The sequence below is a fragment of the Streptomyces sp. NPDC057697 genome (assembly GCF_042799335.1).
Taxonomy (GTDB): domain Bacteria; phylum Actinomycetota; class Actinomycetes; order Streptomycetales; family Streptomycetaceae; genus Streptomyces.
On record NZ_JBHVJA010000002.1, the window covers coordinates 624,715 to 641,773 of the forward strand.

The following is a 17,059-nucleotide window of genomic DNA, read 5'->3' on the forward strand; positions in this document are numbered from 1 at the left end:
CCGGGGGCGTTCCGGCGGGTGCTCCGCGCCCGGCTAAGGTCCTGTCCGACCGGGTTGCACATGAACGAAGGCGGAATGATGTCGGTCCTGATCGACACGGTGGCATGGGTGCGGGTGGAGAACGGCAGGATCCTCTGCGCGCGACCGCGAGGGAAGGACGTCTTCTACATTCCCGGCGGCAAGCGCGAGGGCGGCGAGACCGATCTGCAGACCCTGCTGCGCGAGGTGGAGGAGGAGCTGACCGTGGCCATCCTCCCGGCGACCGTGTCCCACATGGGCACGTACGAGGCGCAGGCGCACGGTCATCCGGACGGCGTGGTCGTGCGCATGAGCTGCTACGCCGGTGAGTACCGCGGGACGCTGGCCGCCAGCAGCGAGATCGAGGAGATGGCCTGGTTCTCCTACGCCGACCGGCCGCTCGTCCCGCCGGTCGACCAGCTGCTCTTCGACGACCTCAGGGACTCCGGGGCGCTGGCCTGACGGGTCGGCGCCCGCGCGCGAGGGGCATCGTACGGAACCGCCGGTGTGGGCCGAAAACAGCGGGCGGCGGGCTGCCGCCGGGGGCCGTGGCTCGCAACGGGCCCCGGGGCCGGTGCGTTTGAGCGGGCGCCGCGCTCGGCGACCGTATCGGAGACGGTCGATCCGCTTGCCCGGGGCCGCAGTTCGCGAGGGCGGTGGCCGCCGGGCTCGGAGAGGCTGGCGGCCACCGGCGGCCTCCGAAGCATCCGAAGCATCCAAAGCTTCCGAAGCCGTCGAGACCGTCGAGACCGTTCCGGGGTGGGGTCTGCCCTGTGGCCGTCCCCGCTTCCCTGGGCCGCTCGCTGCTCTCCGCTCCCGTCCCCGTCGCCGCTCCGTGCACCTGCGGCGCCTGCCCCGGCGCCGCCGGAACCGGGGCGGAACCGGGGTGCCGGGCGGGCGGTCGACCGGGGCGGACGCCATGGCGGCGGCGCGTGCGGATTGCCGTGTGCGCCCTTCTCGCTGTGCACATCTGTTCGTGTGCGCGGGCATACACCCGTACGCCCCACGTGTCGATCCTGGCGATAGTTAAACCCAAATATCGGGTATGTGCTGAATAGCCCTTGTAAACGGGGTGTTCCCCACAGCTGGTCTTGGGAAGTGATCGGCGTGATCGAGAGCGAAGGCGACTGCGCCGAGTGGACCTTTCCGGCTGTGCCGGGCGCCGTGCGATCCGCGCGGCACGCCGTCCATGAGGCGTTGAGTGCCTGGGGGCTCGACGCGACTGTCGGGGATGTGACGGTTCTGCTGGTCAGCGAGTTGGTGACCAACTCGATGCGGTATACATCGGGCCCCATCGGCGTACGGCTGGTGCGCCCTCACCTCAACGGCGACGGCCCCTCCGCGCACCCCGGACTGCTCGTGGAAGTCTCCGATCCGCTTCCGGATCCGCCCACCGAACGTATGGCTGGACCGGAGGACGAAGGGGGCAGGGGCTTGCAGCTGGTCGCGTGTTCCGCCCGCCGCTGGGGGACCAGGCGGGGAAAGACCGGCAAGACCGTGTGGTTCGAGCTGGCCCTACCTGGTTAGGAGTGGGGTGGGACGGCGATCACCAGGGGTCGGCCAGAAGCTGGCTGAAAGGGACTGAGACCGTGCTGTGATCGTGAACGCCGTGTCGGTTGGGGCCGGAGTGCTGAATACTGCGGGCAGGACCGGTCCGGTGTGTGAGCTGGAGGGGACGGTCGCGTGAGCGAAATACCTGGGACAGCGGGCGGGATCGTGTGGCAGAGCAGCCCGCCTGGCTCGATCTACGACTACATCAGGGTCGCCTCCTTCTCGATCGGCCCCGATGGCCTGATCGAGCAGTGGAGCCGCCGGGCCGCCGGCCTCTTCGGCATTGCCGCGCACAAGGCGGTGGGCATGGATCCGGTCGAGGCTTTCATGCCCGCCGAACTGCGCCCCGACGGCCGCCGTACGGTCGGTGAGATCCTCGACGGCAAGGAGTGGACGGGCCTCGTTCCCTTCCGGATACCCGGCGAGGGCGCAGTGCGCGGGCTCGCCGAGATCTATGTGATGCCGAGCGAGACGGCCAGCGGGGAACGGGCCGCGCTTTGCATCGTCGTGGACGTCCGGGCACTGCGCCACATCGAGACGGACCTCGCAGCGTCACAGGCCATATTCGGCCAATCTCCCTTCGGTTTCGTGCTGTTCGGTACGGACCTCTCGGTCATCCGCGCCAACCAGCGCTTCGCCACCGTCTTCGGCGGCCGGGCCGAGGAACACCGGGGCCGCACGGTCGAGGACTACCTCTCCGGCCCCGAGGCCGACCGGCTCACCGCCACCATCGAGCGCGTCCTGGAGACCGGCACCTCCGTCACCGATCTCCGGATCATCGGCACCGCGCCGGGCGAACTCGGCAGCCGCCACTGGTCCATGAACCTCTATCGCGTGCACAGCGGCTCCGGCCGCCCCATCGGCGTCGCCGGACTCGCCACCGACGTCACCCGCAGGCACATCGCCGCCCGCGAGGCCGCCAGCGCTCGCCGCAACCTCGCCCTGCTCAACGAGGCCAGCGCCCGCATCGGCAACTCCCTCGACCTGGAGACCACCGCCCGCGAACTCCTCGACGTCGCCGTGCCCGGCTTCTGCGACCTCGCCTCCGTCGACCTCTACCAGGGGCTGCTCACCGGTGACGACGCGCCGCCGGGCAGCTGGGATTCACTCCGTCAGGAATCGGTCGGCGGCTCCGCCGAGCTGCGCCGCGTCGCCCTGGCCAGCGCGGTGTCGGACGCCCTGCCCGACATCGCCGCGGACACCGGGTCGCCCGAGCTCGGCGCCGTGCACCGCTTCACGTTCAACTCGCCGTGCGCCATCGCGCTGCGCACCGGCCACGTCGAGGACGTACCCGGCGACGACCGGGGCTTCGTCCAGTCCACGCTGGCCGTACCGATGGTCGCCCACGACACCGTGGTCGGTCTCGTGCAGTTCTCCCGTACGAAGGGCAGCGAGCCCTTCGGCGAACGGGACCGCGCGCTGGCCACCGAGCTCGCCGCCCGTGCCGCGGTCTGCATCGACAACGCCCGCCTCTACCGGCGCGAGCACGAACGCGCCCTGATCCTCCAGCGCAGCCTGCTGCCGCCCGGCGACCCGGTCGCCGCGGGCCTCGACATCGCCTGCCGCTACCTGCCCGGCAACACCGCCACCGAGGTGGGCGGCGACTGGTTCGACGTGATCGAGCTGCCGGGCCACCGCACCGCACTCGTCGTCGGTGACGTGATGGGGCGCGGGCTGCGGGCCGCCGTCGCGATGGGCGAACTGCGCACCGCCGTACGGACCCTGGCCCTGCTCGACCTGGAACCCGCGGAAGTGCTCGGCGCGCTCGACGAGGTCGCCCGCGGGCTCGGCACCCCCGGTGGCGGCGGCGCGTCCGGCGGCTCCCAGTGGCCCTCCCGGGCCGCCCACAAGTCCCGCGAGGCGGACCTCTCCGAGGTCTACCTGGCGACCTGCGTGTACGCGGTGTACGACCCGGTCACCCGGCGCTGCACCTTCGCCAACGCGGGCCACCTCCCGCCCGCCGTGGTCGAGCCGGGCGAGGCCGCCCTGCTCCTCGACGTCCCGCCCGGCATGCCGCTCGGGGTCGGCGGCGAACCCTTCGAGGAGGTGGAGGTCGAGCTGAAGGAGGGCTCCCTCCTCGCCCTCTACACGGACGGGCTCGTCGAGTCCCGCGACCACCCGCTCGACGAGGGCCTCGACGCCCTGCGCGGAGCGCTGGTCGAACCGGAACGGCCGATCGAGGATCTCTGCGACCACGTACTGACCACCCTCGACACCCGGCACGGCGAGGACGACATCGCCCTGCTGATGGCCCGCATCCAGGGACTGCCCGCCGACGCGGTCGGCGACTGGCGGCTGCCCCGCGAGCCCCGCTCCGTCGGCCGCGCCCGCGAACTGGCCCGCGGCAGGCTGCTCGCCTGGGGTCTGGACGACCTGGTCGACACCACGGAACTCCTGGTCAGCGAGCTGGTCACCAACGCCCTGCGGTACGGGGAGGGCGAGATCCGGCTCAGGCTGCTGCGCGACCGCACCCTGGTGTGCGAGGTGTGGGACGCCGGGCTCGTCCAGCCCCGGCGGCGGCGGGCCCGCGACACCGACGAGGGCGGGCGCGGACTCCAGCTGGTCGGACTGCTGAGCGTGGGCTGGGGGTCGAGGCGTACACCGCGCGGCAAGACCGTCTGGTTCGAACTGGCCCTGCCCGACGGGGAGCCGGCCGCCGAACTCTCGGTCGAGCAGCTGCTGAGCATGTACTGAGCGGGTGGCAGCGGCTGGTGGGTGTGGGTGCGGGTGTGGGTGTGGGTGTGGGTGTGGACAGGAACGGGGACGGGGACGGGGACGTCGGCAGCGGTGGTGGACGGGGGCAGGGGCGGGGACGGGGACTGGGACGTTGGCAGCGGCCGGTGGGCATGGACCGAGCCGGCGGCAGCGACTGGTGAGCATGGGCACGGGCTGAGCGGGGGCCGCCGGGCTTCTGCCGGGCGGGCAGCTGCTGAGCGCGTACCGGGCCGGGCCCATGGCGGCGTTCACCGGACCGATCGACCGATCGGCGGCGCTCATGAAGCCGGTGGCAGGGCGCACCGAGTGCAGGGCACGGGCTCGCTGAGTCCGTGGCAGAGTTCGCCCGAGCCGAGGGCAGGGCTCGTCGGGCCTAGCCCATGACGGAGCCGCCGTGCCGAGGGCAGGGCTCGTCGGGCTAGCCCATGACGGAGCCGCCGGGCCGAGGGCAGGGCTCGCCGGGCCGAGCCCATGACGGAGCCGCCGGGCCGAGCCCATGACGGAGCCGCCGTGCCGAGGGCAGGGCTCACCGGGCCGAGCCCATGACGGAGCCGCCGTGCCGAGGGCAGGGCTCACCGGGCCGAGGGCATGACGGAGCCGCCGTGCTGAAAACCACGCTCTCCGAGCCGGAGGCAGGGTTCACCGCGTCGACCCCATGACAAAGCCGCCGAGTCGACCGCGGCGCCCACCTTGGCGGGCGGCGCAGGGCTCACCGAGTCGACTTCAGCGCGGCCAGCCGGGCATCGACCTCGGCGGTGTCGCCCAGGCTGTCCAGCTGTTCGAACTGGGCGTCCAGGGACGAGGCGGCCAGTTCCTGCTTGCCGAGCGCCCGCGCCTCCTCGCGCCGTACCTTGTCCTCGAACCGGCTGAGCTCACTGGTCGGGTCGAGCACGTCGATGCTCTTGACGGAGTCCATCATCCGGTTCTGCGCCTCGGCGGACTTGGCGCGGGCGACGAGCTCGTCACGCTTGGCCTTCAGCTCCGACAGCTTGGTCTTCATCTGGTCCAGGCCGGTCTTCAGCCGGTCCACCACCTCGGTCTGCGCGGCGATGGTCGGCTCCGCCGTCCCGGCCTCCTTCTCCGACCGGAGCTGGCGGCCGAGCGCGACCTTGGCCAGGTTGTCGAACCTGTCCGCCTCCCCGGCCGCACCGGCCGCCCGCAGCTCGTCCGCCTTGCGGCTCGCGGCGAGCGCCTTGCCGCCCCACTCCTTCGCCGCCTCCACGTCCTCCCGGTGGTCCTGCTCCATCAGCCGCAGATTGCCGATGGTCGTGGCGACCGCCTGCTCGGCCTCCGAGATGTTGGCCGTGTAGTCGCGGATCAGCTGGTCCAGCATCTTCTGCGGGTCCTCGGCCTGATCGAGCAGCGCGTTGATGTTGGCCTTCGCCAGCTGGGTGACGCGCCCGAGAATGGTCTGCTTGGTCATGGGCCTCTCCTTGCGCGAGTGGGGTTCTCCGGGTGGGTTCCGTAAGCCGTGCCGTATGCCGTGCTGTATGCGGTGCCGTATGCGGTGCCGTGTGCCGTTCCGTAAGCCGTTCCCCGTGCCGTTCCGTATGGGGCGGTGGTGCGGGGGAACTCCTCGGGGCGGTGGCCGTGACGTCGGTTCAGAAGCGGCCGCCGCCACCGCGCCGGCCACGGGTGGTGCCGCCGCCGAAGCTGCCGGGCCCGCCGCCCCCGGCGCGGCCGCCGCCCCCGAACCCGCCTCCGTAGCCCCCGCCGCGGCCGCCGCCCAGGAGCCCGCCGAGGATGATGCCGCCGAGCATCGCGCCGCCGACCCCGCCGCCCCCCGCCCGGGTGCCGCCCTGGTTCCCGTACGACCTCACATCCTGCTCCGCCAGGCTGCGGGCCTGCCCGGCCAGCGAGTCCGCCTGCTGGGCCTCGGCCAGCGCCCCCTGCGGATCGTGCGACCCGGCCAGTTCGCCGGACCGGTCCAGCCGCCGCTGGGCCTCCGCCAGCCGGGTCCGGGCCTGGCTGCCCACCGCCCCCCGGTTCGTGGTGATGAAGTCGGCCGCGGCGGCGATCGCGGAACGCGCGGTGAGCGTCGCCGCGTCCAGGAGGGTGAGCGCCCGCCGGTCGCCGCGCTCCCGTTCGCGGGCACCGGCCAGCGCCGCGTCGAGCGCCGCGTCCGCCTCCTCCACCCGGCGCAGCGCGTCGATCGGGTTGTACGGACCGGCCCGCAGCTCCTCGCGCACATCGGCGAGGACCGACCGCGCACGGGCGATCCGGCCCCGCAGCTCCGCGGTCGGCGCCCCGTCCCCGGTCCCTTCGAGCAGCCCGCCCGCCTCGGCCAGATCGGTCTCCGTCCCGGTGAGGGCGCCGGGCAGCCGGTCCGCCGCCTCCGCGAGCTCCCGGGTCCGCCGGTCCACCGCGTCCACCAGGGTGGTCGCCTGGTCGACGGCGCCCTCGGCGGCCCGGATGTACACGGCGGCCGCGGAGTGGTCCGTGCCGTCCACCGACTGCCGGGCCCGGTTGAGGCTCGACGTGGCGAAGAGCAGCCGGTCCTTGGCCTGCTCGATGTCACCGGCGACGGACGCGGAGGCGGACGGCGCGTACCGGTCGCGCATCGCCGTCAGCGCGGACTCGGCCGCGGCGACCCGCCCGGCGAGGGCCCGGAACGCCGCCTCGGCCGTGGCCAGGGCTCGCGGGGCGTCGCGCTCCAGGGCGCGCAGCCGGTCGAAGTCCTCGGACACGGCGTCCAGACGGGCATCCGCGTCCGCGCAACGGCCGATGATCTCGTCCAGCATCCGGCGCCGCGTCGCGTCGTCCTCGGGGAAGGCGTCGTCCAGCTGCTGCCGCAGCCGGAACGCGGCCGTCAGCTCGCCCTTCGCGTGTTCGACGGCCTCCGTGAAGGGTGCCGCGGCCTCCTCGCCGAACTGCGCGGTGGCGAAGCCGAGTTCCTCCTCGCTGGTGCGGACCGCGTCGTCGGTCTCCACCAGCGCCTCCTTCGCGCGGGCGTCCAGTTCGGGCAGCGGAGTCGGCGCGGGCGGTCCGCCCGGCCCGGCGGAAGCACGGCCCCAGCCCTGCGCGCCGGGGGTGGTGCGGGTCGTGGTGCGCCGTCTGCGCCGGGTGTACGCGTAGCCGGCCACCGCCGCCGCACCTCCGACCACGACCACCGGAAGCACCAGGTCCCCGGCGCCCGTCCCGCCGGAGGCCGCTCCGGGATCGGCGGCACCGGGGGTCACGGACGGGGTGGGCACGGCCCGGCCGGCCAGTACGGCGGCGTACCCGTCCGCCGCGCCGATCGCCGCACCGGCCCAGTCGTGCTCCCGGAGCGCGGGCACGATCGCCGTGCGCGCCACCTCGGCGAGCTGGGCGTCGGTGAGCCGGGAACCCTGGTCCACGGTGTACGCGTACTGCCGGTCGTGGGTGGCGACGGCGAGCAGGACGTCGTCGCCGCCGAGCCCGTTGCGGTCGGCCGTCGCGTCGGCCCAGCTCTGCGCGGACCGGCCGGAGAAGTCCCGTACGTACACCACGAAGAGCTGCACCCGGCGGTCCGCGTACAGCCGGTCGAGCGTGGTCCGCACCTGGTCCCGGCGGTCCCCGAGCGCCCCCACCTTGTCGGTGATCTGCCCGTCGCGGGAGAGCGTGACGGGGTCGTCGGCGCGCGCGCCCGACGCCGCGGGAAGGGCCAGCCAGCACACCGCCATCAGCACGGCGAGCAGGGCCCGGCCCGGCACGGATATCCGGGTACGGCTCACGAGCGGCATCACCTTTGTGAGGTTATGTCCACTCTCTGTGACCCGCGACCCGGCGACGGGCCCGCCGCCGGTCCCCGGCGGTGCGCCATGATGCCCTACGGCACACCGGTACACAGGGGGAGACGGACGTGTTCACGGGGATGGGGCGGACGGCCCGGGAGAAGGCCGGACGAGCGGCCGGGAGGATACGGGGGCGGGCGGTCCGGTTCCGGTGGACCTGGCCGAGACGGTTCCGGTGGACCTGGCCGAGACGGATCGTGGCGGCAGCCGTCCTGGTGGTCGTGGTGCCGGTCCTCACCGCGGGCGCCGCCCTGCGGCTCGCCTACTCAGGCGACCCCGGCGACGGCACCCGCACCCGGGGCCGCGACGCCATCTGGCTCGGCCACGCCTGGGTCGACGGGCGCAAGGACGACGCCGACCTCGCCGCGTTCGCCACCCGGATCGAGGGCACCGGGATCAAGGACCTGTACGTCCACGCCGGGCCGCTGGAACACGACGGCACCCTGCCCGCCGACCGCTACCCCCGGGCCCGGTGGCTGATCGATGCCGTGCACCGCACCCTGCCCGGCATCCGGGTCCAGGCCTGGCTCGGCGACGTACTCGCCACCGAGGGGCCGGACGGGCTGCGCCTGGAGCGGGCCGGGTCGCGCACCGCCGTGGTCGCCTCGGCGCGGCAGGTCCTGGACGCCGGGTTCGACGGCGTCCACTTCGACCTGGAGCCGCTGCACTCCGGCGACCGCCACTACCTCTCGCTCCTCGACGACCTGGGCGCGCTCACCGGGTCGCGCGGGGCGCGGCTGTCGGTCGCCGCCCACCAGATCGACCCGCTGCCCGCGGCGCACAGCGTGGTCGGCGCGGTCAGCGGCAGCGAGAAATGGTGGTCGCAGGCGTTCTTCGGGCAGGTCGCGCGCCGGGTCGACCAGATCGCCGTCATGTCGTACGACACCTGGATGCCGCTGGAAGGGATGTTCGGCGGCTATGTGGCCCACCAGACGGCGCTCGCCCTCGAAGTGACGCCCGAGGACACCGATCTGCTGATGGGGCTGCCGTTCTTCCACGAGAGCGACCTCGGACACCACGAGTCGGCCGAGACGGTCGAGGCCGCGGTCCGGGGCACCCGGCTGGGGCTGGGGCGTACGGACCGCCACCGCGCACGGTTCGGGGTCGCGCTCTACGTCGACTTCGCCGCGCGGGACGGCGACTGGGCGGCGTACCGGGCGGGCTGGAACTGACCGCACCGGAGCCGGGCGGCCCGGACCGCGCGGGAACGGAGCGGTGGCGTACCGGGCCGGGGCCGGGCCCCGAGCACCCCGCCCCGGACCGGTACGCCACCACGTCTCAGGGGCTCAGAGCGAGAACCGCTCCTTCGCGAGCAGCGGCCGCACCCTCGACTGGAACCCGCCGGTCCGGAACGGCCGCTGGAGCAGACCGGGACGGAGCGCCTGGGCCAGTGCCGCGGCGATCATGCCCTGGTCGAGCGCGAGGTGGTAGTCGCTGACCCGGCCGGTGGAGACGTTGACGGAGTCCCGGAAGCCGTATCCGGCGTGGTAGGCGCCGAAGTCGCGGTCGAGCGCCCGCAGATTGGCGATCGCCTCCTTCGGCGCCTGGGGCAGTGCGAGGAAGGAGGCGTGCGGGGTGACCACACCGTTGGTGAACGCCGAGGCGGGCGGCAGCGGTTCGCCGTCCTTCGTGTACGTACGGTCGGTGTTGGAGGCGTAGCCGTCGACCTGCATGCCGATCGCGTCGACGCCGTACTCCTGGTAGCCGCCCTCGGGGATGTCGGCGGGGGAGAAGCCCCAGTACCCGTACTCCGCCTCCACCATGCCGTGCTCGATCTGGCTGCGGACGTACCGGCGGTGCGTGAGGCCCCAGGATCCGGGCGACCACTCCGCCTCCGGCACGAACAGCGGCACCATCAGGGCCTCGAACATCGAACCGCCCCAGGTGGGCACGAGCTTCCGGCCGCGATGGGTGTAGTGCCCCTGCCAGACGCGTACGCCGTCCATCGCGACGTAGCTGCCCTGCGGGTGCTGCTCCTGCTCGTGCTCGGGGAGCATGGTGCGCAGCAGGTGCCAGTAGTGGTCGGCGGGCAGCGAACCGTCCGCGATGCCCAGGTAACTGGCCATGCGGGGCTCGGTGTTGAGCGCGCCGTAGTGGTGGCCGGTGGGCTCCTCGGTGTCGGGCCAGAATCCGCCGCGCAGCTGACCGGGGCCGGCGACCGGGTCGGCCGGGTCGTACGGCGTGTAGTAGTACGACCAGTCGGCGGTGGCCAGGATGCGGGCGACGCGGGGGCGCAGCGCGGGGGCGGCGTCGGCGGCGATGCGCAGACCGGTGATCAGCCAGGCGTTGTCGACGGAGGACAGGAACGGGCGGACCGGGTCGCCGGTGCCCGGCCACTCGGTGAGGACCGAACCGTCGTGCGCGTCGTACCAGTTGAGCCAGAAGCCGTGGTGGCGCTCCAGCTTCTCGACGGTCCGCACGGTCCGTTCCAGCCTGCGGAGCATGGTGTCGTGGCCGATCACCCCGAGTCCGGCGGCGGCCACGGTCGACCAGAGGCCGCAGCCGATGTTGGTGGGGGAGGTCTGGCGCGACTGGACGGGGGCGCCGGGCCCGCTGACGTCGATCTTGTCGACGGCGAGACCGAGGCCGGTCGTCATGGCCTCGATCGAGCGGTACGTGTCGCGGAACCAGCGCAGGAGCAGCGGGGCGTGCGCGCCGCGCGCGGGCCGGTCGGCGGCGCCCGCCGGGGGCGCGGCCACGGCGCCGAGCGACAGGGCGGCGGCTCCCGTCCCGGCTGCGGTGAGAAACGTACGACGGTCCATCGGAACCCCTCGAAGAAGAGAGCCACCGGCTGTGGGCGGTGGGCGGATTTCGTTCGTCGGTCGTGAGCGCGGGCGCGGGGCGCCGTGCCGGGTACGGCACCCGCGTGCGCCGCCGCTCGTGAGCAGGGCTGGACACGAGCGGCGCCGTACGCGGGCACAGGGCCCGGGGGCCCTGCTGTACGGGAACCGGGGTCCGTCAGGTGCCGCCGGTTCCCGTACGGGCGGGAGCTGTCGGGTCGCTCCCGGTCGGGGGAGCCGAGGTGGGTCGGCTCGGGGGCCGGGGTCAGCCGGCGACGCGCGGCAGGGCGCGGGTGCGGCCCATCTCGCCCAGCCAGACGGCGGACGGCTTGGGCAGGCGCTCGAAGGTCTCCGGGTCCCAGCCGATCAGGCCGAAGGTGGGCTTGTAGGAGCCCCACTCGTAGTTGTCGAGCGCGCTCCAGGCCAGGTAGCCCTGGATGTTCAGGCCGTCCTGGATCGCGGACGCGACCTCGTTCAGGGCACCGGTGTAGTAGTCGACGCGGCGGCTGTCCTCGTCGGTCGCGATGCCGTTCTCGGTCACGATCAGCGGGATGCCGTTGCCCAGGACCTCGGCGGTGTGGCGCAGCGCGTAGCCGACCGCGGAGGGGTAGTACTCCCACTGGGTGAGGGTGCGCTCGGCGCCCTCGGCGGTGGGGATCGGGCCGTCGGTGCCGATCCTGGTCCGGGTGTAGGACTGCACGCCGATCCAGTCGTCGCCGCGGGCGGCCTCGATGAAGACGTCCTCGCGGGGGTACCGGTAGGCGGCGGTGACCTCCTCGGCGCCGGGCAGGGCCTGGTAGACCTGGTTGGCGACGGTCCAGCCCACCTGGATGGCGGGGTTGATCGCCCGGACCTCCTTGACGGCCGCGTGGTGCGCGGCGATGACGGCCTCGGTGGTCTCGTCGTCGGGGGTCGGCAGACCGGCGGGCGGGAAGCTGTTGTCGCCGCGCTTGGCCTGGCCGGCCATCACGGCGATCATGTTCGGCTCGTTGATGGTGCAGACGTGGCCGACGCCCTCGGCGATCACCGGTGCGCAGGCCGCGACGTAGCGCGCGAAGAGCTCGGTCGCGCCCTCGGCGGTCCAGCCGCCGCGCGCCTCGAACCACTGCGGAACGGTGAAGTGGTGCAGGGTGATCATGGGGCGCAGGCCGCGTTCGACGGCGCCCTCGACCATGCGGCGGTAGTGGGCGAGCTCGGCGCGGGAGAACCGGCCCTCGGCGGGTTCGATGCGCGCCCACTCGATGGAGAACCGGTAGTCGGTGAAGCCCAGACCGGCCAGCGTGTCCATGTCCTCGTGCCAGCGGTGGTAGCTGTCGCAGGCGTCCAGGCTGGGCTCCTGGATGTGGGTGCCCGCGGCGTGCTCCTTGACCCACCAGTCGCTGTTGGTGTTGTTGCCCTCGATCTGGTGGGCGGCCGTGGAGGCGCCCCACAGGAAGCCTTCGGGGAACGGGACCTGGGTATGCGTCATCGCGAACTGTCTTTCTGGTGATGATGGGGTGTGGCCGACGGGGGTGGGGCCGTGGCCTCGTACGTTTCGTCGGGCGGCCGCGCCGGGGCGGGTCCGGTTCTACTTCATGCCCGCGGTGGCGATGCCCTGGGTGAAGTGGCGCTGGAGCGCGATGAACAGGATCACGACGGGCAGGACGACCAGCAGGGAGCCGGCCATCAGCATGCCGTTGGAGCCGCCCGCCTTGTTGGGGTCGGTGGCGAAGGTGGCCAGGGCGACCGGGAGGGTGTACTTGTCGGGGTCGTTGGTCGCGATGAGCGGCCAGACGAAGTTGTTCCAGGAGCCCAGGAACGTGAAGATCGACAGCGTCGCCAGGGCGGGCTTGACCAGCGGCATCACGATGCGCCAGAAGATGTACCACTCACCGGCGCCGTCCATCCGGGCCGCTTCCAGCAGCTCGTCCGGGATCGACTGCATGAACTGCCGCATCAGGAAGACCCCGAAGGCCCCGGCGGCGAACGGCAGCACCAGACCGGCGTAGGAGTCGATCAGGTGCAACTTGCTCATCAGCACGAACAGCGGCAGCAGCATCAGGTTGCCGGGCACCATCAGGGCGCCGAGCACCAGGCCGAAGATCTTGTTGCGGCCGGCGAAGTTCAGCTTGGCCAGGGCGTACCCGAGCATCGAGCAGAACACCAGGTTCGAGACGGTGACCAGCACCGCCACGATGACCGAGTTCATGAAGTACAGCGGCAGATCGAGCTTGTCGAGCAGTTCCCGGAAGTTCTCCAGGGTCCACTCGGTCGGGATCCACACCGGCGGGCTGGCCGTCAGCTCCTGCTGTGTCTTGAAGGCCGAGACCGCCATCCACAGGAACGGCGCCGACATGACCAGCAGGCCGACCGAGAGGAGGACGTAGACGAGGACGCGCTTCGGGCTGCGGGCCTTCTTCGCCCCGGCGGGCCGCGTGTCCCCGGGCTTCTGCGCGGGCGCCGTCGAGACGGCGCCGGGTGCACTGGTGGCGCTCATTTCGTGTTGTCCTTCAGCAGTCGGAGCTGTAGCACCGTGATGCCCATGATCACTACGAAGAGGACATACGCCATGGCACTCGCATAGCCCATGTGGAAGAAGTTGAAGCCCTCGCGGTACATGTTCAGCGAGACGGTCAGCGTGGAGTCCGAGGGACCGCCCTGGGTCATCACGAACGGTTCCTCGAAGACGTTGAGGTAACCGATGGTGGTGATCACCGTGGCGTAGAGCAGCGTCGGCCGGAGCAGGGGCACGGTGATGCCCTTGAACTCCTGCCAGACACCGGCACCGTCCAGCCGCGCGGCCTCCCGCACCTCGGTGGGGATGGCCTGCAGACCGGCGATGAAGAGCACCATGACCGTGCCGAGGTTGCGCCAGACCGCCATCGCGATCATCGACGGCATGGCGAGCGTCTCGGAGCCCAGGAAGTCGGGTGAGGTGAGGCCCACTTCGGAGAAGAGCCCCGCCACGAGCCCGTCGCTCGGGTCGAGCACGAACCGCCAGACCACGGCGACCGCGACGATGGTGGTGACCACCGGTGCGTAGAAGCCGACGCGGAAGAAGGTCCGCGCCCGGTCGATGCCGTTGTTCAGCAGTACGGCGACGACCAGCCCGAGGAAGATCGTCAGCGGGACGCCGATCACCACGAAGTACGCCGTGTTGAACAGCGACTTGAGGAACTTGTCGTCGCTGAACAGGTTGACGTAGTTCTCGAAGCCGATGAAGTTCGCGTCCAGCGGGTGCGTGACGTTGCGCAGCCCGAAGTCGGTGAAGCTCATCACCAGCGTGGCGAGGATCGGGAACGCCATGAAGACGAGGAAGAGGACGAGGAAGGGGGTGGAGAACAGCCAGCCGGCCACGTTCTGCACGCCCATCGAGGCCCTCTTGCCACCCCGGCGACCTGCGGGCCCGGCGGCCGGGGACCCGGAGGCCCCCGGCCCGGCCTGCACCTTGGCCGTCTCGGCGGCCTTTGCGGTCATGGTGCGCATGACTCCTACTTCACGAGGCCTTCGATTTGGGACTGGGCCGTCTTGAGCGCGTCCTCGGCGGACGCCTTGCCCTGGGTGACCTTGGCGATGGCCTGGTCGACCTTGTCGGTGATCTCCGTCCAGTTGGACAGGGACGGCGACGACTTGGCGGTGTCCATCTGCTTCTTGAAGACCTGGAGGTCGGCGTCGTCGGCGAGGGCGCCGGAGGTCCAGGCGGAGGTGTTGGCCGGCAGGTCCTTGGTGCGCTCGTACCAGTCGGCCTGGCCCTTGGTGTCCGTCAGGTACTTGATGAACTCGGTGGCGGCGGCCTTGTGCTTGCTGTCCTTGGAGACCACCAGGGAGGAGCCGCCCGCCATGGAGACGGAGGACTTGTCGGCGGGCACGTTGGCCACCGCCCACTTGCCCTTGATCTGCGGCTGGCCCTCGTTCAGCAGGGTGACGTGCCAGGGGCCGCCGAAGAACATCGGGACGCGGCCGTTGCCGAAGTCCTTGACCACGTCGTAGCCGGGCTGCACGGACTTGTTGGAGAGCCCCTTGTCGAAGTACGAGCCGTACTCCTTGAGCGCCTTGACGGCCTCGGGGCTGTCGATGACGGCCTCGCCCTTGTCGTTGACGATCTCGCCGCCGGCCGAGTACAGGAACGAGTAGAAGTTCTGCACCGTGTCCAGGCCGCTGGGCTGGATGGACAGGCCCCACTTGGTCCCGGCCTTCTTCTGGTAGGCCGTGGCGAGGTCCTGCATCTCCTTCCAGTCGGTCGGAGCCTTGGTGACGCCGGCCTTCTCGGCCAGGTCGGTGCGGTAGTAGAGGACCCGGGTGTCGACGTACCACGGCACGCCGTACGCCTGGCCGTCCACCTCGCCCTGCTTCCAGCCGGACGGGAAGTAGTCCTTCTCGTGGAAGGTCTTGGTGTCGACCGGTTCGAGGACCCCGAGCTCGGCGAACTCGCCCATGTAGCTGCCGCCCATCTGCGCCACGTCCGGCAGGGTGTTGGCGGCGGCCGCGGAGACCAGCTTCTGGTGGGCGACGTCCCAGCCCACCGGGGTCACCTTGACGGTGATGTTCGGGTTGGCCTTCTCGTAGACCTTGGCCACATCCGCGAGCTTCTCGCCCTCGGCCCCCATGGCCCAGACGGTGATCGTCTGCTTCTTGTCCGCGGCGACCTCGTCGCCCCCGGAGCTGCCGCACGCGGTGAGACCGAGAGTGAGCGCGGCCGTGACCGCGATACCGATCGAGGCGTTTCTGGCGGTGCGGGACATGGAGGGCTCCTCCTTGAGCAATCCGGATGTATGCGCTGCCTGTAAGCGCATACATCACTCTGCGACAGAGATTCGGGAATCCGCAAGAGGGTGCTTGGTCACACTCGTGCAACGTGCTGGACATCTGAATGTTCAACTTGTCACGGTAAAGGGGTTGTTTGTGAAATTGGGGGTGATGTGACCGATTTCGCTGCCCGGCCTCCCGGGGCCGACGCCGTCCGGTCTCCCGGGGCGGACGGGCCCGTACGGCGAGGGCCGCCGGGACCCAGCCGCCGGGGCCCAGCCGCCGGGGCCCGCGGGTCCCCGCCGTGATGATCAACAGGTCTGTACCGTCGTGAGCGGGGCGGATACGGTCGTGCCATGGTTTCGCTCGAACACGAATTCCCCTTCGATCCGGCCTACGGATACACGCTCCCGGACCTGCTGGGCGTCCCCGCCCCCACCGCTCCGGACGATTTCGACGCCTTCTGGCGGGCCCGCCACGCGGAGGCCCGCAAGGTCGCCACGGAGCCGGAGCTCGGGCCTCCCGAGGAGGAGCGCGACGGGGTGCGGATCCACGGTGTGACCTACACCTCGGTGGGCGGGGTGCGGCTCGGCGGCTGGGTGGCGCTGCCCGCCGACGGGGTGGCGGAGTACGGATTCGTCATCGGGCACGGCTACGGCGGCCGGGACGAGCCGGGCCCCGAGGTGCCGCTGCCGCTGCCCCGGGCCGCGGCGATCCTGCCCTGTGTACGCGGCATGGGGTCGCGCGGCCTGCACCCGGGGATACCGGACGTGTCCGCCGCGCACGTGCTGCACGGCATCGAGTCCCGCGACACCTATGTCATCGGCGACTGCGTGGCGGACCTGTGGTGCGCCGCGTCCGCGCTGTGCGAGCTGGTGCCGGGGCTGACGCCGCAGGAGGGCGGCCCGGGGCTGGGGTACCTCGGGGAGAGCTTCGGCGGCGGGCTCGGCGCGCTGGCGCTGCCCTGGGACGACCGCTTCGGGGCCGGTCAGCTGACCGTGCCCACCTTCGGCAACCACCCGCTGAGGCTCACCCTGCCGTGCATCGGCAGCGGGGAGGCCGTGCGGGGGTACCGCCGGGACCACCCCGAGGTCGTCGAGGTGCTGCCGTACTTCGACGCCGCCACGGCCGCGACGCGGCTGGAGGTGCCCACGCTGGTGGCAGCGGCGCTCTTCGACCCCTCGGTGCCACCGCCGGGGCAGTTCGCCGTGCACAACGCGCTGGCCGGTGAGCACGAGTTGACGGTGCTGGAGGCGGGGCACTTCGAGTACGAGGGCACGGAGGCGGAGAAGGCGGAGCTCCGGGCGGCCCGGCAGCGCTTCTTCGGGGAGCGGCTGCGCCGGGCCTGAGGGGGCGGGGCACATGGGCGCGCGGCGCGGCGCCGAGGGGGCGCGGCGAGGCGCCGAGGGGCGCTGAGGGGCGGGTTCCGGTCCGGGCGTTAGGGCTTCGGGCGGTACGGGTTTGAGCGGGGCGGGTGCCGGGCGGGCGTCGGGCGGGCGTCGGGCGGCCAGGGCC

The 17,059-nt window shown here is 72.1% G+C and carries 12 protein-coding genes; 5 read left to right on the forward strand and 7 right to left on the reverse strand.

Going from position 1 to position 17,059, the window contains the following annotated elements; all coding sequences use genetic code 11:
• Window positions 1-75: 75 nt before the first annotated feature.
• From ACFVFH_RS07805 to ACFVFH_RS07815, 3 genes are all read left to right on the forward strand, one after another.
• Entirely contained in the window at window positions 76-480 is a 405-nt protein-coding gene (locus ACFVFH_RS07805; RefSeq protein ID WP_383765578.1) for an NUDIX domain-containing protein, read from the forward strand.
• A 636-nt stretch (window positions 481-1,116) separates the two neighbouring features.
• Window positions 1,117-1,545 carry an ATP-binding protein gene (locus tag ACFVFH_RS07810; protein ID WP_383764857.1) on the forward strand — a complete coding sequence of 143 codons (429 nt, stop codon included), beginning with the start codon at window positions 1,117-1,119 and terminating at the stop codon, window positions 1,543-1,545.
• A 189-nt stretch (window positions 1,546-1,734) separates the two neighbouring features.
• Window positions 1,735-4,263: a SpoIIE family protein phosphatase gene (locus ACFVFH_RS07815; RefSeq protein ID WP_383765580.1), complete on the forward strand. Its 2,529-nt coding sequence runs from the start codon at window positions 1,735-1,737 to the stop codon at window positions 4,261-4,263.
• A gap of 730 nt (window positions 4,264-4,993) precedes the next feature.
• Here the strand turns inward: ACFVFH_RS07815 and ACFVFH_RS07820 are convergent.
• Both ACFVFH_RS07820 and ACFVFH_RS07825 read right to left on the reverse strand, forming a co-directional pair.
• Complete coding sequence (locus ACFVFH_RS07820) at window positions 4,994-5,707, reverse strand: PspA/IM30 family protein (protein WP_383764859.1); 714 nt, start codon at window positions 5,705-5,707, stop codon at window positions 4,994-4,996.
• A gap of 178 nt (window positions 5,708-5,885) precedes the next feature.
• Window positions 5,886-7,979, reverse strand: coding sequence for a TPM domain-containing protein (locus ACFVFH_RS07825; protein ID WP_383764861.1), 2,094 nt, complete (start codon window positions 7,977-7,979; stop codon window positions 5,886-5,888).
• A gap of 140 nt (window positions 7,980-8,119) precedes the next feature.
• On the opposite strand from ACFVFH_RS07825, the gene ACFVFH_RS07830 reads away from it, so the two are divergent.
• Window positions 8,120-9,211, forward strand: a complete 1,092-nt coding sequence (locus ACFVFH_RS07830; RefSeq protein WP_383765582.1) for a hypothetical protein — start codon at window positions 8,120-8,122, stop codon at window positions 9,209-9,211.
• A 114-nt stretch (window positions 9,212-9,325) separates the two neighbouring features.
• Here ACFVFH_RS07830 and ACFVFH_RS07835 read toward each other — a convergent pair whose 3' ends face one another.
• The 5 genes from ACFVFH_RS07835 to ACFVFH_RS07855 form a co-directional block, all read right to left on the reverse strand.
• Window positions 9,326-10,801 (reverse strand): glucoamylase family protein, encoded by a 1,476-nt coding sequence (locus ACFVFH_RS07835; RefSeq protein ID WP_383764863.1) that lies wholly within the window; start codon window positions 10,799-10,801, stop codon window positions 9,326-9,328.
• 283 nt (window positions 10,802-11,084) lie between these two features.
• On the reverse strand, window positions 11,085-12,287 hold the full coding sequence (locus tag ACFVFH_RS07840; protein ID WP_383764865.1) for a glycoside hydrolase family 1 protein: 1,203 nt from the start codon (window positions 12,285-12,287) through the stop codon (window positions 11,085-11,087).
• Window positions 12,288-12,386: 99 nt separating this feature from the next.
• The gene (locus tag ACFVFH_RS07845; RefSeq protein WP_383764868.1) at window positions 12,387-13,295 is read right to left on the reverse strand and encodes a carbohydrate ABC transporter permease; all 909 of its coding nucleotides are present in this window, start codon (window positions 13,293-13,295) and stop codon (window positions 12,387-12,389) included.
• On the reverse strand, window positions 13,292-14,284 hold the full coding sequence (locus ACFVFH_RS07850; RefSeq protein WP_383764871.1) for a carbohydrate ABC transporter permease: 993 nt from the start codon (window positions 14,282-14,284) through the stop codon (window positions 13,292-13,294). The genes ACFVFH_RS07845 and ACFVFH_RS07850 overlap by 4 nt, the downstream gene beginning before the upstream one ends.
• Before the next feature lie 5 nt (window positions 14,285-14,289).
• On the reverse strand, window positions 14,290-15,540 hold the full coding sequence (locus ACFVFH_RS07855) for a sugar ABC transporter substrate-binding protein (RefSeq protein ID WP_383764874.1): 1,251 nt from the start codon (window positions 15,538-15,540) through the stop codon (window positions 14,290-14,292).
• Window positions 15,541-15,900: 360 nt separating this feature from the next.
• Between ACFVFH_RS07855 and ACFVFH_RS07860 the strand changes: the two genes are divergently transcribed.
• The gene (locus ACFVFH_RS07860; protein ID WP_383764877.1) at window positions 15,901-16,893 is read left to right on the forward strand and encodes an acetylxylan esterase; all 993 of its coding nucleotides are present in this window, start codon (window positions 15,901-15,903) and stop codon (window positions 16,891-16,893) included.
• The last annotated feature ends 166 nt before the right edge of the window (window positions 16,894-17,059 follow it).